Source organism: Shewanella colwelliana (assembly GCF_001735525.1).
Lineage (GTDB): Bacteria > Pseudomonadota > Gammaproteobacteria > Enterobacterales > Shewanellaceae > Shewanella > Shewanella colwelliana.
The window spans coordinates 46158-68415 of record NZ_MCBT01000006.1 but is presented as its reverse complement, the minus strand read 5'-3'; the positions used below and the strand labels follow the sequence as shown (position 1 = coordinate 68415).

Here is a 22258-nt window from a genome sequence, read left to right as displayed (position 1 = left end):
CTCTATGACGATTGAGTAAATGCAAGAGCGTTATGTATGCCGCTTTAATTGTTTTTGTCCTGTAGAAATGACAGAGTAGACAGTCATTTTTGATTGTACTAAAAGGAATGTTTGAGATGATGAAATGCTTTGGTGTGGCGCTACTGGCAGTATCTTTGTGTGGTTGCTCAGTGAATATTAATAAACCTGCTAAGCAAAAGTCCAGCAGTGAAGTCGTGCAAGCTGACACTGGTTACAGCCAAGCGCTGACGTTGGCCAATGGTTACAGCTTAGTGGTGTCAGAAGGCGCTCTTGAGCCACGCTCTATAGGTAGTGTTACTGTGGCGCTCTATCGAGATTTAAGTGTGGGTGACTTTGTGTCTGCGGTCTCCTTTATGCGAGATGGCAGTGTATTGAAATCAAGTTTGGTTGAAAATGGTTCAGATAGACAAAAGATTACAGTCACCATGGCGACTGCTGGCAGCGGAAATTATCAAAATAGCCAAAGTGTTTGTGTGGTGAATCAAGCGTTGTCGCTTTGCTAATGATATGGATGCTTGTCTGCGAGCAGGGTTAAGCTATTCGACTTTGCTTGCTTTTGCTGTTTAGCTGATGTCGTCTAGCTTAAGAGCAGAAATCCTAAGCTCGAAATTGCGCAAAACATAACCGCACCTTGAAGTAACTGCCTGCTTTGCAATAAACTCTCTTTTCCTTGCTTGATGCTGGCGATTAAATGATTTCGCTTATAGATGCGGCAGATCATCTGGTCACTGCTTGGGTCAATAAGTAATTGAAATTTACATGGGTTTCCATCGTGTAGCTGAACTTGGTGTTCACTATTTTGACCGAAATTAAGTTTACTAGACACGCGTTTTCCGTTGACATAGACCTGCTCTAATCCACTCCAGTTGCTGGCCTGTAATTCGACCAAATCTTGGTTGAAATCATATTTGAAACTGACCATTAGCGTTCCTTGGCGATGATGTCGAGCCTCTAAGTTAAGCAGAGGAATATGACATTTACCAGTACGGTTTTATGAAAAAAATGTGTCCAAAGTTTATCCCTTTGGCAGCAATAGGAAATATGCCGTTATCATTTTTTTACCCTTTTTTGGCATTACTTATTCCTTGTGGATTCAAAATAAACAGGTTTAATTGGGAGATGAAAGACTTATATCAATCAGTATGAGCTCTGATTGTTTAGCGAGAGTTTAGCGGGTTTGAAGCAAGGTCCTTAATGGCTCCTCGGATCTAGCATCCTCGGTAATCACTCCATGCGTTACCCTACCTTCTAAATCCTAAATCCTAAATCCCTTTAGTGGTGCTTCGCCCTATTACCTATATCCATATAGTCGTGTTTTAAAGGTATTTAGCAACGAGTGAGAAGATGGCATCGGGTGGGCTAAAATTTACCTTTTAGACGTATTTAGGGCTATCTATTTCTGCGTTGAATAGGCTCACAAGGGAGTAACCTGTCTATCATCAGTCGTTGCCACAAACACACACTGAGTCGATCACATTCTTGTTCTGATTGGTATTAGGTTGACTCGTCTCATTTTAAGCTTGGCTATCGCGTTATTAGAGATGAAAAAAGCCACAGCAATGATCGCTGTGGCTTCTACTGTTTTGTCCCAGCGGCTAATAGCTTAGCGTGTTAGCCGTTAATAATTGCTCGTGCAAGTTCATCTGCAACATCTGCAGTGGTGCGGTTCTGCGCATCAGACATTTCAAAAACTTTGAGCAGTGTGTTGTAGATCTCTTCCACTTTTTTAGTCGATTTCTGCTCGTCGTAGTCTTTTTCAAATGACACATTGATAATGCCACCAGCGTTGATCACATAATCTGGCGCATACAGAATACCAAGTTCTTTAAGTTTCTCACCGTGACGGCTTTCAGCTAGTTGATTATTGGCACAGCCAGCAACGATTTTAGCCTTAAGCAGCGGGATGGTGGTGTCATTAATGGTGGCACCTAATGCACAAGGCGCATAAATATCGACATCTTGATGGTAGATATCTTGTGGCGCAACAACTGTGGCCCCAAACTCGGTAGCAACCTTGTCTAGTGAAGACTGGTGAATGTCAGTCACGATTAACTCAGCGCCCTCTTCATGGAGATGACGGCAGAGGTAGTATCCAACATGACCTACGCCTTGTATCGCGATTTTTAGCCCTTTTAGACTATCGATACCACGTTGATGCTTAACAGCTGCTTTAATACCTAGATACGTACCTAGTGCAGTAAATGGAGATGGATCGCCACTCTTGCCTTCAAGACCCGCCATGTAAGGTGTTTCTTGGTGCGCAATCATAATGTCACTGGTGGAAACGCCAACATCTTCTGCTGAATAATATTTGCCGCCAAGTGTATGAATACAACGACCGAATGCACGGAAAAGGGCTTCTCTATTTTCGACTTTAGGATCGGCGATAATCACAGACTTGCCACCGCCCATCGCCAAGCCAGCCAAGGCATTTTTATAGGTCATGCCACGAGATAGGCGCAATACATCCGTCAATGCTTCGTCATCTGATTCGTAATTCCACATTCTACACCCGCCAACGGCTGGGCCTAGGTTGGTATTGTGGATAGCAATGATAGCGCGCAAGCCGCTTTCTTTGTCATGACAAAATACGACCTGTTCATGATCGTCAAATGAGATATGGTTGAATACTGCCACTGAGTGTTCTCCGCTTGGGAATTAAAACGCCGAGCAGCAAAAAATGCCTGTTCGACGGCTTGTTATATTTATTGCAGAACGATAGCATTTAGCGATACTCTCACAAAGTAAAGATTTGGATTAATTGTGATCTGCGTGGCAATTTAGGTTTCCACCTTACGTTAACGTAAAGTCGGTGGTTGTTTTCGTCTGAAAACTACTATAGCCATAGTCTCGATAGCCAGTTCACAACATAACTATAAAAACAGGAAGCAGTATGACGGAACAAGCAGTCGATCAAACTCAACCTTTGAGTGAAGAACAAAGAGAAGCCCTGACTCAGCAGTGGATTAAAGAGCATTTTCAAAAAGCGAATCGCTTTCTGGCTGAGCAAGGTGTGATCCCAAGCAAGGTGATTGCTGAAGATAGCCGTTATCTTGCGCCACTGCTTGCGGTGTGGAAGATGGAGTCTAAGCAACCTAAAGCACAGACGTTTTGGGTGATGTCTGGCGATTTACCTTCTGATTATGTGGATGTGAAAGTTGCCGCTACAGCCCGTGACGCGATTCGTCACTTTTCGATGATGTGGCAATTGAAAGCGGAAAATTTGACGAATTCTGGTGCGATTAAAGATAAAACTCAAGCACAGTTTGCACAACTGTTAGTGTCTCGTGCTGAAAGCTTGTACCAGATCCACAATGACGAAAAACTGTGGAAAGAATCTTAAGTTATAGGTTCTGTTTTAAACAGGGATTGACAGGTTTTAGTTGTTAGAATGAAAATGGAAAGGCCGCCGTCTAGTCGTTAGATGGCGGCCTTTTTTATTGATTGATATAACTATGCCAGATAGGCGTAACCTTGATTGACTAGCCATAAAAAGTAGTCGGTTAACGTTTTATTGCTGCATAACGCCAATGCTTGTTGATGATCAAAGCTAAATTGATTTGCCAGTGTATCAAGCATCTCGTCAGTGAGGCCTTCAAGCGGGTATATCTCGCCGTTAATAAACAGACGTTGAACACTATCACCTTCAAGGCGAATGACTTTCAGGCCACCAATCCGTTGTAACAGCGCCCCTTCTTCGAAGGCTTCTAGCAGCTCATCTTGGCTGTATGGACCCTCTTGTTCACAGATATCTAATTCAAAGCGGTTTTGGCTTAATAGCTGTCCTAGCACCTGTTGATAGTGTTGAGGTTGGCTAAGTAACTCACTTAATAAGTTAACCATGCCCGATTGCTGCGCTTGAGTGAGCAAGCCTGCAGTGCTTGGCTCTGACAGAGAGGTAAAACGTTTCAGCCCAGTATTATTGTCGATTAAGTGATCGGCAATGCTGCTCATGAGTTCTTGCTGACTAGGCGCTCGAAAGCCAATGGAGTAACTTAGTGCAGTTTCGATGGTTTCACCACGATGAGGGAAGCCTGGCGGGATATAGAGCATATCGCCTGGCTCAAGAACCACATCGATCATTGGCTCAAAATCATCGATAAGTGCAGTATGTGTGTCTCCTCCACGCGGCGAATATTGCCCCAAAGGACCCACTTTCCAACGACGTTGGCCTTCACCTTGTAGTAGAAACACATCATAGTTGTCGATATGAGGGCCGACTCCGCCGCCAGGGGTGGCAAAAGAGACCATCAAATCATCAAAGCGCCAGTCTGGAATAAAGCGAAAAGCCTCAACTAATGGGGCGCTATCTGGAAACCAATGGTTAACAGCTTGCACTAGCAGTTGCCAGTTATTTTCACCAAATGGTGTGTAGTCTTCGATAGGGCCTTGAATGATCTCCCAGTTATTGCCTTTGGTTAAGATGATCCGTGAGCTGATCTCCTCTTCACATGCTAGACCGGCCAGCTCTTCGGCTGTAATAGGATCGCTAAAGTTAGGAAACGCATTTTTGATCACTACAGGTTGCTTTTGCCAGTAGTGTTCAAGGAAGTCTGCATGGTCGAGATTGAGTGTGTACATGGTGTTTTTGGCTCACAGTAATAAGAGTGCACTGAGGGTAGTAGAGTATAAAACAATAAAGGCGGTAAGCATGTGCTCACCGCCTTTATTAACAAACGCCCAAAGGGTTTACTTTAACTCGTCGACAAACGCTTCAGCGCGGCCGATGTAGTTAGCTGGGGTCATTTTTTTCAGTTCAGCTTTAACCGCTTCAGGTAGTTCTAGGTTATCAATAAACTGGGCTAGTTGCTCACCATCGATACGTTTACCACGCGTAAGCTCTTTGAGCTTCTCATATGGCTTTTCTATGCCGTAGCGACGCATAACCGTTTGTACTGGCTCTGCTAAGACTTCCCAATTTTGATCAAGCTCATTGCGAAGTTGAGTTTCGTTCACTTCCAGCTTGCTGATCCCTTTAAGAGTGGCTTGGTAGGCGATAAGTGCATGAGCCATACCGACACCTAAGTTACGCAGAACGGTAGAATCGGTAAGGTCACGTTGCCATCTTGACACTGGTAGTTTGGCGGCAAGGTGCTGCATTAATGCGTTAGCAATGCCGAGGTTACCTTCAGAGTTTTCAAAGTCGATTGGGTTCACTTTATGCGGCATGGTTGAAGAACCAATTTCGCCAGCAATGGTTTTTTGCTTAAAGTGGCCAAGAGCAATATAACCCCAGATATCACGGTCAAAATCGATAAGCACTGTATTAAAGCGCGCGACAGCATCAAATAACTCGGCAATATAGTCATGAGGCTCGATTTGGGTCGTGTAGGGATTCCAGTTTAGACCTAGGCTGGTGACAAAACGCTGTGATAGCGCATGCCAATCGACTTCAGGGTAGGCTGAAAGGTGTGCGTTGTAGTTACCGACGGCACCGTTAATTTTACCCATTACTTCAACAGCTTGGATTTGCTTAAGTTGACGCTCTAAACGCACGGCTACGTTAGCCATCTCTTTACCTAACGTAGAAGGAGAGGCTGGCTGACCATGGGTACGAGACATGAGAGGGACTGAGCGGTACTCAGTTGCTAGATTTTTAATGGCATCAACAATCTGCTGGCAATATGGCACTAATACTTGCTCGCGCGCTTCAGACAACATTAAACCATGAGATAGGTTATTAATATCTTCTGAGGTGCAGGCAAAGTGGACGAATTCGTCAATGGCAACAAGTTCTGCATTGCCAGCAATTTTCTCTTTGATAAAGTACTCAACCGCTTTAACGTCATGGTTGGTCGTGGCTTCGATGGCTTTAACGCGCAGTGCGTCTTGCTCACTAAAGTTATCTTTGATTTGATCGAGAAGGGCTAATGCTGCTTCGCTAAATGGTGGAACTTCTTCAATTTCTGGGCAGCTAGAAAGCAGCTTTAACCAGTTGATTTCGACTTGAACACGGTATTTGGTCAGGCCGTACTCGCTGAAAATCCCTCGTAATGAGGCGGTTTTACTACCATAACGACCGTCTACCGGAGAGATAGCAGTTAGTGCGGAAAGTTCCATTAGAAGCTCCTTTAATGAACTTGACTTATTATTTATAGGGTGAGGCTTTTATTAGCTATGTCGACTATTGTTTTTCTTGAGAAGACAAGGTGTCTACGCTTGCCTCCTAATTGGCGCCATAATACGGCACTGCGCATGGCAGCAAGTAATAGAGCGCGTATTTTTTGTTGTACTAGCGGTTGTTTAAGAAATTCAGGGTTACCTGCTATCTGTATTTTGGGGCCCAAATTACTAATGATATCGCTGTATATTCCAGCAAAATTACCGACAACCTGATCATCAGTAATGGCAAAGTGATGCAGCTGACGATGTACCTGATTGATGCGCTCGCTGAGCATACCCATAGAGTTTGAAGCTCTAGATAGTTTACGCTCTAGGGCTAAAATGCCGATTAAATAGCGAGTGATCTCAACATCTTTTTGCTTATCATCACCAAGTTGATTAATGATTAGCTGATAGCCCTGCTTCAGTGACACCTTATCGGCATAAACATCGCTAGTATTGTCTGGGTTAGTGACTAATATGGTATTTAAACAGGCGGCGAGGGCTTCGCCATCGGCTTGACCGTGACGGGCAACGCGCTGCACCTGCGAGATGGCTTGCAGGATACCCGCAAAAGCCATGGTTCTGTCGAAAATTGGCTCGCTCACGTTTTACTCTCTTATCAACGAATCGATAATACTGCCACCAAGGCAGACTTCACCATCATAAAAGACCGCTGATTGGCCAGGTGTAACCGCGGCAACAGGCTCATCGAAAATGACTTTTATTCTATCATCGCTTTCATAGGTCAATGTGCAGGCAACATCTTGCTGACGGTAGCGGGTTTTAACGGTGATTTTAGCGCCATCAGCTGGCCCTTTTCTGTCGACCCAGTGCAGTTGGTCGGCATAAAAGCCGATCGACATTAGGCGCGGGTGTTGACCACCTTGCCCGACAACTAAGACATTACGCTGTAAATCTTTGTCGACGACATACCAAGGATCGTCGTTACTGTTCTTCATGCCACCAATGCCCAGACCTTTGCGTTGGCCTAAGGTGTGGTACATCAGTCCTTGGTGTTCGCCAATGACTTCACCTTCTGCGGTTTCGATTTTACCCGGTTGGGCTGGCAGGAAGGTTTGCAGAAAATCGGTAAATTTGCGCTCACCGATAAAACAGATGCCGGTACTGTCTTTCTTGTCGTGAGTGATAAGCCCCATCTCTTTGGCGATGTCGCGAACTTCACTTTTTTGCAACTCGCCGACAGGAAACAGCGAACGAGCGACTTGCTCATGGCTGAGTGTGTAAAGAAAATAACTTTGGTCTTTATTGCTATCAACCCCACGCAGCATCTGGCTTTGACCCGATGCGTCGCTACGTCGTACATAGTGCCCCATAGCGATATAATCGGCATCTAAGATTTCGTCAGCGAACTCAAGAAACGCTTTAAATTTGATCTCTTTGTTGCACATGATATCGGGATTAGGAGTACGTCCAGCTTTATATTCAGCTAAAAAGTACTCAAAAACATTGTCCCAATATTCGGCTGCAAAGTTAACGGTATGCAGGGTGATCCCCAATTTGTCACAGACAGCCTGAGCATCTTTTAAATCGTCAGCGGCAGCACAATACTCATCGGTATCGTCCTCTTCCCAGTTTTTCATAAACAGGCCTTCCACTTGGTAGCCCTGTTTCATCAGCAAATATGCTGAAACAGATGAATCAACACCACCAGACATGCCGACGATGACTTTTTTTCCGTTTGGATTGGGTTCGATTAATGCCATAGATCCTAAAAACCGTTTAAAAATAATGTTGCTACGGCACCCTTAGTAAGTGACTAACACTTACATTAAATGGCTAATCTCCTCGACTCAATTGTCTTGGATTTTAGCGACCTAAATTGCCGTAATATGCGGGGGCGTATTCTATCATGCATTATGCGTTGGAGCTAACTACAGAAACTGACAATTAACAATTTCTGCAGAAAATTGTTTTCCAGATAAGTGGTCATCGATGCAATGCAGTACCAATGGACTCCGTAGCTGTAGCGCTAAGACTTTTATTTCTGCATAACTTAACCATAGGGCCTGGTTAATCGCCTTGTCTTGTGGTTTAGGTATGGGGCAACTTTCAAGCTCACAAAAATAGGTGAATCTCAAAAATGCCTGTTCGCTAGATGCCTGAAACTGATAGATGCCTAGCAGGCTCTGCGGTGTCAGTTCAATGCCGGTTTCTTCCAGTACTTCGCGTTGACATGCATCAATCAGCGATTCGTTTGGCTCTAAATGACCGGCGGGTTGATTGTATTGCAGTTGGTCATCAATCAACTCTTCGACCATTAAATATTTATCCTGTGATTTAATCACACAGGCTACAGTAACGTTGGGTTTATAACGTTCCATTTAATCCCCTTTAAATCGGTCAGCAATCATTTGCGCTGAGCTAAGGCTCAATGACGCGATATTCGCCGTTGGCGATATCGTCTAGGCTCCATTGACCTATTTTATAACGAATCAATCTTAATGTTGGGTAGCCTACATGAGCGGTCATGCGTCGTACTTGTCGGTTACGCCCCTCACAAATCTCTATGGCTAGCCAAGTAGTTGGGATGTTGGCACGCTCTCGGATAGGGGGGTGTCTTGGCCAAACCGCGGGGGCATTCATAACATTGACCTTCGCAGGTAGGGTAGGCCCATCTTTAAGTTTGATACCTTGGCGTAAGGCGTTAAGCGCCTCAAGTGTCGGCTCACCTTCAACTTGTACCCAATAGGTTTTAAAGGTCTTCTTTTTAGGCTCAGTAATCCGCGACTGAAGCTGACCGTCGTTAGTTAACAGCAGTAATCCTTCGCTGTCTCGGTCTAATCTTCCGGCGGCGTAAACCTCTTTAATAGGGATAAAATCTTTTAATGTTTGGCGCCCTTGTTCATCGGTAAATTGGCACAGCACATCAAATGGTTTGTTAAACAGAACGATCAGCGGCTTTTCTGCACGCGGCTTTTGTGGATTTCTGCCACCCTTATGCCGTAAGGCTTGGCTGGCGGAAGACTTGGGCTTCTGCCTAGCGATAGGAGAAGCATGAGTAGACTTGGCTCGATGGGATGAATTCACGAATAAAACTTCTGGCTTAGTGTATTCCAATCATGACATTGTACGTGGCATTCGCCCTTAGTGGAATTTGAATATTACTGCGAATGATTTATGATGTCGGCCATCAAATGTGATCGATAGCAAAACCTTTGTGGGTTTTGAGATGTAAAACGCAGGTGCCGCAATGCAGTAAATTGGCGGTAATGCCATAAGGCAAGCCCTGCTACAAAGCTTGATGGCTTATGCCATTAGCGACAAAACTATTATAACAATTAAAATAATCTTTCGATTTATTAACGCTTTATTTTACAATTACGTAGGACACAAAATGAACGACAATCCAACGATTATCTATACCGAAACGGATGAAGCTCCGGCCCTAGCAACGCTCTCTTTACTGCCAATTATCGAAAGTTTTACTGCGGCAGCAGGCGTGGGTGTTGAAACTCGCGATATCTCTTTATCTGGTCGTGTAATCGCTAATTTCCCTGACTACCTAACGCCAGAGCAACAGCTCTCTGATGCATTAAGTGAGTTAGGTGAATTAGCAACAACGCCTGAAGCTAACATCATTAAGCTACCTAATATCAGTGCCTCAATTCCACAGCTAAAAGCGTGTATTAAAGAGTTACAAGCTAAAGGCTACGCACTACCTAATTATCCTGATGAACCACAGAATGACACAGAGCGTGATGTACAAGCACGTTACGACAAGATCAAAGGTAGTGCGGTAAACCCTGTATTACGTGAAGGTAACTCAGATCGTCGTGCCCCGGGTTCAGTTAAAAATTATGCCAAGAAAAATCCCCATTCAATGGGCGCGTGGGCAAGTGACTCTAAGTCACACGTTGCGCACATGGATGCAGATGACTTTTATGGTAGCGAGCAGTCGGTAACGCTAGAGAAAGCGACCTCTGTCGATATCATACTCGAAACTAGCACTGGTGAAACGCAGAGACTTAAAACAGGTTTAGCGCTGCAAGCGGGCGAAGTGATTGATGCGTCAACCATGAGCCAAAAAGCGTTAGTGGCTTACATGGAAAAAGAGATCCAAGCAGCTAAAGCCGAAGATGTTCTGCTCTCTTTGCACCTTAAAGCCACTATGATGAAGGTCTCAGATCCAATCTTGTTTGGTCATGCCGTAAAAGTCTACTATAAAGACCTTTTCGCCAAGTATGGCGAGTTGTTTGCTGAATTAGGTGTGGATGTTAACAATGGTTTTGGTGATGTTTATGCCAAAATCGCAACACTTCCAGCAACAAAGCAAGCCGAAATTGAAGCGGACATTGCAACTATTTATGCTGAGCGTCCTGCATTAGCTATGGTTGACTCAGACCGCGGTATTACCAACTTACATGTACCAAGTGATGTGATCATTGATGCCTCTATGCCAGCTGCGATTCGCTCTTCTGGTCAGATGTGGGGACCTGATGGCAAGCTGAAAGATACCAAGGCGCTGATTCCAGATCGCTGCTATGCCGGCGTTTATCAAGAAACCATTCAGTTCTGCAAAGAGCACGGTGCGTTCAACCCAACAACAATGGGCAGCGTGCCTAACGTTGGTTTGATGGCGCAAAAAGCTGAAGAGTACGGTAGTCACGACAAGACTTTTGAAATCGCTACAGATGGTGTTGTTTCTGTTAAAGACAGCGATGGCAACGTTTTGCTATCTCATGCGGTTGCTGCAGGTGATATTTGGAGAATGTGTCAGGTTAAAGACGCACCCATTCGCGACTGGGTTAAACTGGCCGTTAATCGTTCACGCCTTTCATCAACACCAGCTGTGTTCTGGTTAGACGCTGCACGTGCACACGATGCGCAACTTATTACCAAAGTGAATCAGTACTTGCTTGAGCATGACACTGATGGACTTGAACTGCATATCATGTCTCCAGTTGAAGCAACGCGTTTCACATTAAAACGTACCAAAGAGGGGCTAGATACCATCTCTGTGACGGGTAACGTTTTGCGTGATTATCTCACCGATCTGTTTCCAATTTTAGAGTTGGGCACCAGTGCTAAAATGCTGTCTATTGTACCGCTAATGAATGGTGGTGGATTATTTGAAACTGGTGCGGGTGGTAGTGCGCCAAAGCATGTGCAACAAGTCGAGAAAGAGGGGCACCTTCGTTGGGATTCACTCGGTGAGTTTTTAGCATTAGGGGCTTCGTTAGAGCATCTAAGCCAAAACTACAATAACCCTAAAGCACAGGTGTTGGCTGATACGCTAGACCTTGCTATTGGTCAGTTCCTTGATGAGAACCGTTCTCCATCACGCCGTGTGGGTGAACTGGATAATCGTGGCAGCCATTTCTATCTTGCTATGTTCTGGGCACAAGCACTTGCAGCGCAAGACAGTGATGCAGCATTAAAAGGACACTTCGCTCCAGTAGCAAAAGCTTTGAGCGACAATGAAGTACAAATTGTTGCAGAGCTTAATGATGCACAAGGTGAAGCAGTCGATTTAGGTGGCTATTACCGTTTAGATGCAGCTAAAGCCGTTGCAGCAATGCGTCCAAGCGCGACGCTTAATGCAATATTTTGCTAATTAGCGCTAATGTTTAAAAAGGAGCCTAGTGCTCCTTTTTTGTTGCTAAAATTTGCTGGTAAAGTCGCTGTATGACGATAGGTAACTTATAGGTACTCAGAGCCGATGGCTAAAAGGCCTAATATCTGATTGGTATAGTGATTTTCGGTTCTGAATTTATTGGCGTTAGAACAATAAAAAAGGCAGGGATAACCCTGCCTTTTTTTAACTTTCACCAACTATTTTGTTGGCGAAATCGCTGACGCGTGCATACCTTTTGGCCCCTGTTCGACCTCGAATTGGACTGGTTGGCCTGCTTTTAGAGTTCGATAGCCTTCCATTTCGATGGTAGAATAGTGTGCGAAAACGTCTTCACCACCAGCTTCAGGGCAGATAAACCCGAATCCTTTGGCGTTGTTGAACCATTTAACAGTTCCGTTTGCCATACTTCCACTTCCTTCTGTTGTTTACTGACCAGTAAGATAGTAAAACTAATGATGCGGGGATAATTCACCGCTCGACAAACAGAATGAAACCAGTGAAAGCGTATGTCAAGAGTAATTTAACAAAGAGGCAACATTTGGCTAAAAAACTAAGAACAATTGGTTTTATTGGTCCGATGACTGTTATGTTTAGTTGTAGTGAAGATCAACATTTGGTAGAAGCCAAAACTAGAGGCTAATATTTAAAGATGGGTAAAGCAGGAAATATTGAACATATTGAAGAACGCGTTGAATCAGAAATTGCTCCGCCTTCAATGTATAAAGTGATTCTCAACAATGATGATTATACCCCGATGGATTTTGTTATTGAGGTATTACAACTCTTTTTTAAAAAGAATGAGCAAGAAGCAACAGACATCATGTTGGCAATACATCATCAAGGTAAGGGAATATGCGGTGTTTTTCCTTTTGGTATTGCCGAGACTAAGGTGGCTCAGGTAAATCAGTTTGCAAGACAAAACCAACATCCGTTACTGTGTTCATTAGAGAAAGCCTGAATCTCGAAGTTGTGTGATTAATTTAGGGGGTGCTTATGCTAAATAAAGATCTTGAGGTCACTTTGAATCTGGCATTTCAACAAGCCAGAGACGCGCGCCATGAGTACATGACTGTAGAGCATCTGCTACTGGCTTTGATTGATAATCCCGCTGCACAAGAGGCGCTGGTCGCCTGTGGAGCGAATCTTGATAAACTTAGGGAAGAGGTTGCTAATTTTATTGAGCAAACCACGCCTATCATTGCAGATCCTGAAGATGAGCGAGAAACTCAGCCCACGTTAGGTTTCCAACGCGTTCTGCAGCGCGCTGTATTCCATGTTCAGTCATCGGGGCGGAATGAAGTAACTGGTGCAAATGTGCTGGTGGCAATCTTCAGTGAACAAGAGTCTCAAGCGGTTTACTTGCTGAGAAATGGTGAGATAACACGTTTAGATGTGGTTAATTTTATCTCGCACGGTGTGGGCAGAGATGAGATTGATAATCCTCAAGAGCAGGAGCAAATTGAGGATCAGAGTGAAACTGAAGAGCGCAGCAAATTATCTCAGTTCACCGCTAATTTGAACGAAGAAGCGCGCAAGGGGAATATCGATCCGCTGATCGGTCGCAGCGATGAAATTGAACGTTCTATTCAAATCTTGTGTCGCCGTCGCAAGAATAACCCATTACTTGTCGGTGAAGCTGGTGTTGGTAAGACAGCGATAGCGGAAGGTTTAGCCTATCGCATCGTAAATGAAGAAGTACCTGAAGTGATGCTGGCCGCGACGGTCTATTCTTTAGACTTGGGTGCATTATTGGCTGGTACCAAATATCGTGGTGATTTCGAAAAACGTTTTAAGAGCTTATTGCGTGAACTTGCCCAAGATGAACATGCCATTTTATTTATCGATGAAATCCACACCATTATTGGTGCAGGGGCTGCATCGGGGGGGGTCATGGATGCCTCTAATCTCCTGAAGCCACTATTATCGAGTGGTAACTTACGCTGCATGGGTTCTACCACATTCCAAGAGTATCAAAGTATTTTTGAAAAGGATCGTGCGTTAGCTCGTCGTTTCCAAAAGGTCGATATCAATGAGCCATCGGTGGCTGAAACCACCAAGATTCTTCAAGGGCTCAAGTCCAAGTATGAAGAGCATCATGGAGTGCGGTATACCTTGGCAGCACTGAGCGTCGCGGCACGTTTATCGGATAAACATATTAATGATAGACACTTACCCGATAAAGCCATTGATGTTATTGATGAAGCGGGGGCACGCATGGCGATGCAACCTGCAAGTAAGCGTAAGAAAACTATCGGTCAGGGTGAAATAGAAGCCATTATCGCTAAAATGGCTCGCATTCCTGAGAAATCCGTATCTGCTACTGATAAAGATATGCTTAAGAATTTAGAGCGTAATCTGAAGATGGTCGTCTTTGGTCAAGATAAAGCCATTGAAGCCTTGAGCTCGGCGATACGGCTATCTCGTAGTGGATTGAGCGGTGAAGGTAAGCCAGTGGGGAGTTTCTTATTTGCCGGACCTACTGGTGTTGGTAAAACAGAAGTGACTAGTCAGCTTGCCGTGTGCTTAGGGCTTAATTTGGTGCGCTTTGATATGTCTGAATACATGGAAAGCCATACGGTGTCACGTTTGATTGGCGCACCGCCAGGTTATGTGGGTTACGATCAAGGTGGATTGTTAACTGATGCAGTGATTAAGAATCCTCATTGTGTCGTGCTCCTCGATGAAATTGAGAAAGCGCATCCCGATGTCTATAACTTGCTGTTGCAGGTGATGGATCACGGTACCTTGACCGATAACAATGGCCGCAAAGCTGATTTCAGGCATGTGACCTTGGTGATGACGACCAATGCTGGCGTGCAGGAAACCGTGCGGAAATCAATTGGCTTTAAACAACAAGATCATAGCCAAGATGCGTTGTCTGAAATTAACCGTGTCTTCTCACCAGAATTCAGAAATCGCCTGGATGAGATTATCTGGTTTAATCACTTAGATATGACTGTTATTGCTAAGGTCGTAGATAAGTTCTTGGTTGAGTTACAGGCACAGCTTGATGACAAAGCCGTTGTATTAGAAGTCAGTGACGAAGCTAGAACTTTATTAGCAGAAAAAGGCTATGACAAGGCGATGGGGGCACGACCAATGTCTAGAGTGGTCACTGAATTAATTAAGCGACCATTGGCAGATGAGATATTGTTTGGCCGATTAGAGAAAGGTGGGGTGGCTCATGTCGATATCGATGGCCAAGAGATTGTCATCAATATTGAACAACCTGAAAAAGTCACTTAACCGGTTTTAAGTTGATAAAAAAGGCTGCAATTGCAGCCTTTTTTTATGGCAAATCTCATCTGTTCTTATCTTAAGCCTTGGATGATTTCACTTCATCACGCAAGACTTTAAGGCACTAGGTTTAGCCAATAAAAAAAACCGGCAATGCCGGTTTTTTATAATATCGTTAGCTAACTTTAGCGTGAACGGAAGACGATGCGCCCTTTGCTCAAATCATAAGGGGTCAGCTGAACTGTGACCTTGTCACCCGTAAGAATACGGATGTAGTTTTTACGCATTTTGCCTGAGATATGGGCGATTACTACATGTCCATTCTCTAGCTCTACTCGAAACATTGTATTTGGCAAGGTCTCAAGAATAGTGCCTTGCATCTCAATGTTGTCTTCTTTCGCCATTAATCAGTTATCCTGTTAGCCTTCAAATATTAAATCGGGCGTATCATGCCGTAAATTACGCCCGCTGTAAAGGGGAGCTTAGTTTTCCTCTTAAATAATTCCATGTGGATCATCGCTTTTACAATACACTTAGTTGCCATCCTTTGCTGGTAAGGATCTCATTGGGCTGGTACGACTTTTTGTAATTCATTTTCCGTGAATCATCAATTTGATAGCCCAAATAGAGATAGTTTTTTCCCATCAGCTTAGCTAAACGACATTGCAGTAGAATCATTAACGACCCTAAAGAGCGTTTGTCTTCACTGGGGGCAAAAAAACTGTAGATGGCCGAGAGACTGTTAGGCAGTTGATCTGTTACTGCAACGCCTATAAGCCGTCCTTGTACACGTAACTCAATTAAAAGCGGCTGATGCCAACTGCATTGAATAAATTGCTCGTACTGCTCTTTGGATGCGGGATACATAGGGCCATCATAGTGTCGCTCATTGATGTACTGTTCATACAATTGATATTGCTCTGGAGTGCTCTGAGCAACAATGGCGAAGGAGATATCTCGGTTATTCTTCAAATTACGCTTTTGTCTACGTGATGGTTGGAACTGTTTAACCGGAACACGTATTGGCAAGCACGCCTGACACGCAGGGCAGTGAGGTTTATATATCATCTGCCCGCTACGACGAAATCCCAGTGCTAATAAGCGCTCGAATAGATCTACGTCTAGAGTTTCTTCCTGTAAAACTAGTAACTGTTCCTGTTGGTTTGCAAGATAACTACAAGGGAAGGCATTGGTCATCCCGACTTGGATAGTGTCTGAATTAGAGCTCAAGATAAACCTCAGTGGGATGCCAAGTATCGCTAGCGACTTCAATATCTCTAAAGCGCTTTAATAGATTAATGAAGTCTGATCGTTTGAGCGACTTAGCACCTAAAGATGCGAGGTGGGGATTCATTACCTGGGCATCAATTAATCGAAAATTATGGGCCAGTAGGTGTTGATGTAGCATTACCATGGCCGCTTTTGATGCATTGGTTTGCCGGTGAAACATAGATTCACCACAAAAAACTTGGCCAATAGCAATGCCATATAACCCACCAATAAGCCGGTTTTGATCCCAGACCTCTATTGAATGGGCTCTTTTCTGTCGGTGCAGTACCTTGTAAGCTTGCTGAATTTCGCTTGTTATCCAAGTGCCTTCCTGTCCGTCTCGAGTGGTTGCACAGTGCTCTATGACACGATCGAAGGCCTGGTTAACACTAAAACGCCAATTTACTTTTTTTAGATGACGTTTCAGACTCCTGCTTATGTTCATTGAGCCCGGCACGAATACCGCACGAGGGTCTGGTGACCACCAAAGGATGGGGTCATTTTCATTGAACCATGGAAAAATGCCATCATAATAGGCGCTGAGTAAGCGTTTAGGGTGAAGGTCACCACCGATAGCCAATAAACCATTTGGATCGGTCAGTGCAAATTCTGGCGATGGAAACTGAGCCAGCTCATGATTTAAATAGGACAGTGAGTTCACAATTGAGTAAAATTAGTAAATGGCCTCTTTATAAGTTAGCGGAAAATGCCCCATGTTGAAACCTAGATTGTCTTTCTTTAGCTATGTTCGCTTAGTTTTTATCAGTTTCTTCTTAGCGGGGAGTAGCAACGTGTCATCGGCACCCTATGAGCGTGATCAGGCGGTACCCGTCGAAAAGGTTGTATATGGTCATGTTGTGTCTGTGCGCAACATCACACAGCAGCAGTTGGTAGAGGACCGTAATCGGGGGTGGAAGACATTTGGTGGAGCCCTCGTGGGTGGGGTGATTGGTCATCAGTTTGGTGGTGGTACAGGCCAAGATGTCGCAACAGTGCTGGGGGCACTGCTTGGTGCTGGTGCTGCTAACCGCTACAGCAGTGATTACTATGAGCAGCTCCTCTTAGTCGAGATGATGATTAAGTTCGAAGATGGCGAACAAGTGATGGTTATCCAAGATCGCGATCCTGGGATGATATTTAATGTTGATGATGAGGTGAGGGTGGTTTACCTGCCAGGAAGAGTCAGGGTCGACATCGCTATGTAATAAAAAAGGCGCTTTAAGCGCCTTTTTTATTTGAACTGTCATGCTTATTTAAAAACCGCGAGGTAACTGATCTTTACCTGCTAGCTTAGCACGCCATAGTTCTTTGGGTGTCATACCATTGCCTGATGAGGCGGTTGTTGCCTCCTTCTTATCAGCCTTTGGCTTTGCAGCTTTTTTAGGTGCAGCTTTAGGTTGCTCTGATTTGGCTGTTGCTGCTGGGGCGTCGCCACCTAATTCAGCAAGCATAGTTTCTAGATCGCTAAAACGAAGCGACTTACCACCATCGATTTTATACCAGCTTCCTTTCTGCTCGATCGTCACGCTTTTGCCTTGTGCCTGACTCAGGGCAGACTCTAGCGCGTTGATCACCTCTTCTTTGGTCAACTTAGACATAGTATTAACCTATTTCTTTTAATGTGTAATTGAAGGTTTCGGCTAATTTTATAGGTTAAACTGTCAAAAAGTCCAATTTTCACAGAAATTCAACGTATTTCTATGAACTGGAACCCATATATGGCTAGACTAAACACGTATATTTACTGTTAATATTGATAAAAATATTCTCATTTAGCCCGTTAATTGCCAATTTATAAGTGATTGGGACTAGGTGAATTTGGTTAGGAGCACCAATGACACGTTCAGAATTAACCCAATATCTAACGCAATTTTTACATCTTTCAGATTACAAAGACTATGCGCCGAATGGCTTACAGGTTGAGGGATGCAACGAGATTGCCACCATAGTGACAGGGGTAACAGCATGCCAAGCGTTAATCGATCGTGCGGTAGCGCTGAATGCCGATGCGTTATTGGTACATCACGGCTTTTTTTGGAAAGGTGAAAGTGAAGTGATCACTGGCATGAAGCATCGGCGAATCAAGGCGCTCATTAATCATGATATCAATTTGTATGGTTATCATTTGCCGCTCGATGGGCACCCTATGCTGGGCAATAATGCTGAGCTTGCCAGAGAGTTGGCTATTATTGATGCAGAGTCTGTCGAGGGCGTTGCGCAAGGTTTAGTGTGGCAAGGGCGTTTGGATGTGCCAATGTCCGTCACGGCTTTTCAAACTAAATTAAATCATGTGCTTGGGCGTGAAGCGTTACATCTGGGTGACACTAATAAGCCGATTCAGCATTTAGCTTGGTGTAGCGGCGGTGCGCAGGATTATATCGATATTGCAGTGGATCTCGGTGTCGATGCCTTTATCAGCGGTGAAGTGTCAGAAAGAACCTTCCACAGTGCAGTCGAGCAAGATATTCACTATTTTGCTGCGGGGCATCATGCGACAGAGCGGTTTGGTATTAAGGCGTTGGGAGAGCATTTGGCGCAGAAATTTGAGCTAACCCATCACTTTGTGGATATTGATAATCCAGTTTAAGCGGTGCATGGCTCAATATGAAAACATGAACCAACATTAAGTGCTGTTTATCGCCTTACTGTGGTCACAATTACGCCGTGTGAATATAAGTTAGTAATAAAAAAGGCCGCTAAGCGGCCTTTTTATGGGTTGCAGTTAATTGATGTTACTTAACACGCATACCTGGCTGAGCGCCTTCATGGGGCTCTAGAATCCACAAATCTTTCTTTCCGGGGCCAGCGGCAAGCACCATCCCTTCAGATAGGCCAAAACGCATCTTGCGTGGCGCAAGGTTAGCAACCATAACAGTGAGCTTACCTTCTAGATCTTCAGGTGCATAGGCTGACTTAATGCCAGCAAAGACCTGTTTGGTTTCGCCACCTAAATCCAGCTGAAGTTTAAGGAGCTTGTTGGCTTCTGGTACATGCTCAGCTTTAGCAATTCTTGCAATACGTAGATCAAGCTTCGCGAAATCATCGAAACTTATCTCTTCGCTGATTGGGTCAAGATCCAGTTGGCTTTTTGGTGCTTCTGTGACTTGTAAGTTTTCGGTTGAAGCGTCGATAATTGCTTCAATACTCTTCATTTCAACACGTTGCATCAAGGCCTTGAAGGTGGCTATTTCATGTCCTGCGAGGTCGCGACCTAAGTCTTCCCAAGTCAACGATAGCTGCAAGAAGGTTTCCACATCTTTGGCAAGCTGAGGTAGTACAGGCTTAAGGTAGGTCATCAGGATACGGAACAGGTTAATTGCATTGCTGCATACCTGATGGGCTTCACCTTGCTTGTCGTCTTGCTTAATTAGTTGCCATGGTGCTGCATCGGCAACATAAGCGTTGGCCAGATCGGCTAAGGCCATGATTTCACGCATCGCCTTACCAAACTCTCGAGTCTCATAAAATTCGGCAATCGCCGCTTCTTTAGCCAAGAAGGTGTCAGTCAGAGATGTATCTTCAATTTTGGCTAGCTTGCCGTCAAAACGCTTACCGATGAAACCTGCCGTGCGTGAGGCTAAATTAACCAGTTTACCCACAAGATCTGAATTAACACGTTGAGCAAAATCTTCAAGGTTAAGGTCAAGGTCATCAATGCGGCTGCTAAGTTTAGCGGCATAGTAATAACGCAGGTACTCAGGGTTTAAATTATCTAAGTAGGTGCGAGCCTTAATAAAGGTACCTTTAGACTTAGACATTTTCGCACCATTAACGGTGACATAACCGTGGGCATACACGCTATTGGGTTTACGGAATCCCGCACCTTCTAGCATCGCTGGCCAGAATAGGCTGTGGAAGTAGACGATATCTTTACCGATGAAGTGATACACCTCTGCGGTAGAGTCTTTTGCCCAGAAATCGTCGAAATTGAGATCGTCACGTCGGTCACAAAGGTTTTTAAATGACCCCATGTAGCCGATAGGTGCGTCTAGCCATACATAGAAGAACTTACCGGGAGCATCGGGGATCTCAAACCCAAAATAGGGGGCATCACGTGTTATGTCCCACTGCTGCAAGCCCTGTTCAAACCACTCACCAAGTTTGTTGGCCATCTCTTGCTGCAATGAACCGGAACGGGTCCACGCTTTAAGCATCTCTTCAAAGGCCGGAAGGTCAAAGAAAAAGTGCTCAGTGTCTTTCATGACCGGTGTCGCGCCAGATACCGCTGACTTAGGGTCGATAAGCTCCGTAGGGCTGTAGGTTGCACCACAGCTATCGCAGTTATCACCATATTGGTCGACAGATTTACACTTAGGGCAGGTGCCTTTGACAAAACGATCGGGCAGGAACATCGACTTTTCTGGATCGAAAAGCTGAGAGATCGTCTTTGATTTTATGTAGCCACCGTCACGTAATTTTAGGTAAATTTCGCTAGCTAACACACGGTTTTCTTCGCTGTGTGTGCTGTGAAAGTTATCAAACTCAATGTTAAAGTCGGCGAAATCCTGTTGATGCTCTTTTTGCACCTGAGCAATCATCTCTTCTGGCTCAATACCAAGTTGCTGTGCCTTCAACATGATTGGAGTGCCGTGGGCATCATCGGCACAGATATAGTGACATTCGTGGCCACGAAGCTTTTGGAAGCGAGCCCAAATATCAGTTTGAATATACTCTAGCATGTGACCTAAATGGATCGGTCCATTTGCGTATGGAAGTGCGCTGGTCACGAGAATTTTACGTTGTGAAGTTGCCATCTTGTCTCAAAATCAGTAAGTGCCCAAAAAGAATGGCATAGATACTAACCGATCATAGTGAAAGTTTCATCAAAAGCTGCGTTAACTGGACTAAAACTACCCGAATATTATGAGATTTTCTGATACACTTAGCCAAATTATTTATAGGGGGTAGTCGTTTTGTCTTCAGCTTCTTCGCAATATCATCTCAGTGATGAACTTCTTCAGCCAGTTTTGGCTATTTTGGATGCGTATCAAGATCCATATTTATTACAAGGTTTAGTGACCGCGGGTTGTGTCACTAAGCTCGATATTGAAGGCAAGCGCCTGCAACTCGGTCTGTGTTATCCCTACCCCTGCCAGAGCCTTTATCGCGACACAGTTATGGCTATTACCAATAAGCTGGCCGTTCTTGATGCTATTGATGAAGTTGAGTGTGAAATTGATTTTCAGCCTGCGGTGATCTCCGCAGGTGCCGTCGACCCCCTCCCAAATGTAAAGCAAGTGATAGCGGTTGCCTCGGGCAAAGGTGGCGTGGGTAAATCGACCACCTCGGTTAACCTTGCGTTAGCCCTTGCCGCAGAAGGTGCCAAAGTGGGTATTTTAGATGCTGACATATACGGCCCATCGATGCCGATTATGTTGGGTGTCCCCGATTTCAATCCAGTGTCGCCAGATGGCAAAATGATGACCGCTGCGACGGCTCATGGTATTGCGGCTCAATCAATAGGATTTATGTTGGGTGGCGATGAAGCGGCCGTATGGCGTGGCCCGATGGCAGCTGGGGCATTGGCTCAGCTGCTTAATGAAACCCTTTGGCCTGAACTCGATTACTTGGTGATTGATATGCCACCAGGAACCGGTGATATTCAGTTAACCTTGTCGCAAAAAGTGCCAGTCAGTGGCGCAGTGATTGTGACCACGCCTCAAGATATCGCATTGGCCGATGCGAAAAAAGGGGTAAGCATGTTCCAGAAAGTTAATATTCCGGTACTGGGAATTGTTGAGAACATGAGCTTCCATCTTTGCAGTGAATGCGGTCATAAAGAACATCTTTTTGGTGAAGATGGCGGCGTAAAAATGGCACAACGATATGGCGTACCGCTGCTTGGTCAGTTGCCGTTAAAGCTAAATATTCGTGAGGATGTAGATAAAGGTATTCCAACAGTCGTTGCCGACAGTGAAGGCGATGTGGCCAATATCTATAAAGAGATCGCTAGACGGGTTGGTGCGCAGCTAGCACTGACTCAGACACAGAGTGTCGTTTCAATTTCAATTTCAGATGATGAGTAAGGTT

General features: G+C 44.7%; 22 protein-coding genes. 8 read left to right on the top strand and 14 right to left on the bottom strand.

The features are described from left to right. The first annotated feature begins 116 nt into the window (after window positions 1–116). The gene (locus BEL05_RS02465; protein ID WP_245686922.1) at window positions 117–524 is read left to right on the top strand and encodes a PliI family lysozyme inhibitor of I-type lysozyme; all 408 of its coding nucleotides are present in this window, start codon (window positions 117–119) and stop codon (window positions 522–524) included. 74 nt (window positions 525–598) lie between these two features. On the opposite strand, the gene BEL05_RS02460 is transcribed toward BEL05_RS02465, so the two are convergent. Both BEL05_RS02460 and BEL05_RS02455 read right to left on the bottom strand, forming a co-directional pair. Beyond that, window positions 599–943, bottom strand: coding sequence for a hypothetical protein (locus tag BEL05_RS02460; RefSeq protein ID WP_069670159.1), 345 nt, complete (start codon window positions 941–943; stop codon window positions 599–601). A 689-nt stretch (window positions 944–1632) separates the two neighbouring features. Beyond that, on the bottom strand, window positions 1633–2658 hold the full coding sequence (locus tag BEL05_RS02455) for a Glu/Leu/Phe/Val dehydrogenase dimerization domain-containing protein (protein WP_069670158.1): 1026 nt from the start codon (window positions 2656–2658) through the stop codon (window positions 1633–1635). Between the two features lie 256 nt (window positions 2659–2914). On the opposite strand from BEL05_RS02455, the gene BEL05_RS02450 reads away from it, so the two are divergent. Beyond that, on the top strand, window positions 2915–3364 hold the full coding sequence (locus BEL05_RS02450) for a DUF4826 family protein (RefSeq protein WP_069670157.1): 450 nt from the start codon (window positions 2915–2917) through the stop codon (window positions 3362–3364). Between the two features lie 110 nt (window positions 3365–3474). Here the strand turns inward: BEL05_RS02450 and BEL05_RS02445 are convergent, their stop codons facing one another. The 6 genes from BEL05_RS02445 to BEL05_RS02420 form a co-directional block, all read right to left on the bottom strand. Continuing rightward, window positions 3475–4602 carry a ribosomal protein uL16 3-hydroxylase gene (locus BEL05_RS02445; protein ID WP_069670156.1) on the bottom strand — a complete coding sequence of 376 codons (1128 nt, stop codon included), beginning with the start codon at window positions 4600–4602 and terminating at the stop codon, window positions 3475–3477. A gap of 108 nt (window positions 4603–4710) precedes the next feature. After that, entirely contained in the window at window positions 4711–6081 is a 1371-nt protein-coding gene (gene purB, locus BEL05_RS02440) for an adenylosuccinate lyase (protein WP_069670155.1), read from the bottom strand. 32 nt (window positions 6082–6113) lie between these two features. Next, the gene (hflD, locus tag BEL05_RS02435) at window positions 6114–6731 is read right to left on the bottom strand and encodes a high frequency lysogenization protein HflD (protein WP_028764799.1); all 618 of its coding nucleotides are present in this window, start codon (window positions 6729–6731) and stop codon (window positions 6114–6116) included. Between the two features lie 3 nt (window positions 6732–6734). Then, complete coding sequence (mnmA, locus tag BEL05_RS02430) at window positions 6735–7850, bottom strand: tRNA 2-thiouridine(34) synthase MnmA (protein ID WP_028764800.1); 1116 nt, start codon at window positions 7848–7850, stop codon at window positions 6735–6737. Window positions 7851–8018: 168 nt separating this feature from the next. After that, window positions 8019–8468 carry an NUDIX hydrolase gene (locus BEL05_RS02425; protein ID WP_069670154.1) on the bottom strand — a complete coding sequence of 150 codons (450 nt, stop codon included), beginning with the start codon at window positions 8466–8468 and terminating at the stop codon, window positions 8019–8021. A 40-nt stretch (window positions 8469–8508) separates the two neighbouring features. Then, entirely contained in the window at window positions 8509–9174 is a 666-nt protein-coding gene (locus BEL05_RS02420; RefSeq protein ID WP_245686921.1) for a pseudouridine synthase, read from the bottom strand. Between the two features lie 307 nt (window positions 9175–9481). Between BEL05_RS02420 and BEL05_RS02415 the strand changes: the two genes are divergently transcribed. Continuing rightward, complete coding sequence (locus BEL05_RS02415; protein ID WP_069670152.1) at window positions 9482–11701, top strand: NADP-dependent isocitrate dehydrogenase; 2220 nt, start codon at window positions 9482–9484, stop codon at window positions 11699–11701. Between the two features lie 218 nt (window positions 11702–11919). Here BEL05_RS02415 and cspD read toward each other — a convergent pair whose 3' ends face one another. Beyond that, on the bottom strand, window positions 11920–12126 hold the full coding sequence (cspD, locus tag BEL05_RS02410) for a cold shock domain-containing protein CspD (protein WP_028764803.1): 207 nt from the start codon (window positions 12124–12126) through the stop codon (window positions 11920–11922). A gap of 245 nt (window positions 12127–12371) precedes the next feature. On the opposite strand from cspD, the gene clpS reads away from it, so the two are divergent. Both clpS and clpA read left to right on the top strand, forming a co-directional pair. Further along, window positions 12372–12680, top strand: coding sequence for an ATP-dependent Clp protease adapter ClpS (clpS, locus tag BEL05_RS02405; protein ID WP_028764804.1), 309 nt, complete (start codon window positions 12372–12374; stop codon window positions 12678–12680). A gap of 35 nt (window positions 12681–12715) precedes the next feature. Continuing rightward, complete coding sequence (clpA, locus tag BEL05_RS02400; RefSeq protein WP_028764805.1) at window positions 12716–14968, top strand: ATP-dependent Clp protease ATP-binding subunit ClpA; 2253 nt, start codon at window positions 12716–12718, stop codon at window positions 14966–14968. 176 nt (window positions 14969–15144) lie between these two features. Here the strand turns inward: clpA and infA are convergent, their stop codons facing one another. The 3 genes from infA to aat form a co-directional block, all read right to left on the bottom strand. Next, on the bottom strand, window positions 15145–15363 hold the full coding sequence (infA, locus tag BEL05_RS02395) for a translation initiation factor IF-1 (protein ID WP_011865366.1): 219 nt from the start codon (window positions 15361–15363) through the stop codon (window positions 15145–15147). Window positions 15364–15481: 118 nt separating this feature from the next. Further along, window positions 15482–16189, bottom strand: coding sequence for an arginyltransferase (locus BEL05_RS02390; RefSeq protein ID WP_069670151.1), 708 nt, complete (start codon window positions 16187–16189; stop codon window positions 15482–15484). After that, window positions 16179–16889 (bottom strand): leucyl/phenylalanyl-tRNA--protein transferase, encoded by a 711-nt coding sequence (gene aat, locus BEL05_RS02385; RefSeq protein WP_028764807.1) that lies wholly within the window; start codon window positions 16887–16889, stop codon window positions 16179–16181. Before aat ends, BEL05_RS02390 begins: the two co-directional genes overlap by 11 nt. Window positions 16890–16941: 52 nt before the next feature. On the opposite strand from aat, the gene BEL05_RS02380 reads away from it, so the two are divergent. Further along, the gene (locus BEL05_RS02380) at window positions 16942–17433 is read left to right on the top strand and encodes an outer membrane lipoprotein (RefSeq protein WP_028764808.1); all 492 of its coding nucleotides are present in this window, start codon (window positions 16942–16944) and stop codon (window positions 17431–17433) included. 48 nt (window positions 17434–17481) lie between these two features. Here the strand turns inward: BEL05_RS02380 and BEL05_RS02375 are convergent, their stop codons facing one another. Then, the gene (locus BEL05_RS02375) at window positions 17482–17826 is read right to left on the bottom strand and encodes a hypothetical protein (RefSeq protein ID WP_028764809.1); all 345 of its coding nucleotides are present in this window, start codon (window positions 17824–17826) and stop codon (window positions 17482–17484) included. A 236-nt stretch (window positions 17827–18062) separates the two neighbouring features. Here BEL05_RS02375 and BEL05_RS02370 point away from each other — a divergent pair, with 236 nt between their 5' ends. Further along, the gene (locus BEL05_RS02370; RefSeq protein ID WP_069670150.1) at window positions 18063–18815 is read left to right on the top strand and encodes a Nif3-like dinuclear metal center hexameric protein; all 753 of its coding nucleotides are present in this window, start codon (window positions 18063–18065) and stop codon (window positions 18813–18815) included. Between the two features lie 145 nt (window positions 18816–18960). Here the strand turns inward: BEL05_RS02370 and metG are convergent, their stop codons facing one another. Further along, window positions 18961–20982, bottom strand: coding sequence for a methionine--tRNA ligase (gene metG, locus BEL05_RS02365; RefSeq protein WP_069670149.1), 2022 nt, complete (start codon window positions 20980–20982; stop codon window positions 18961–18963). 159 nt (window positions 20983–21141) lie between these two features. Between metG and apbC the strand changes: the two genes are divergently transcribed. Then, complete coding sequence (gene apbC / locus BEL05_RS02360; protein ID WP_028764812.1) at window positions 21142–22254, top strand: iron-sulfur cluster carrier protein ApbC; 1113 nt, start codon at window positions 21142–21144, stop codon at window positions 22252–22254. Window positions 22255–22258 lie beyond the last annotated feature (4 nt).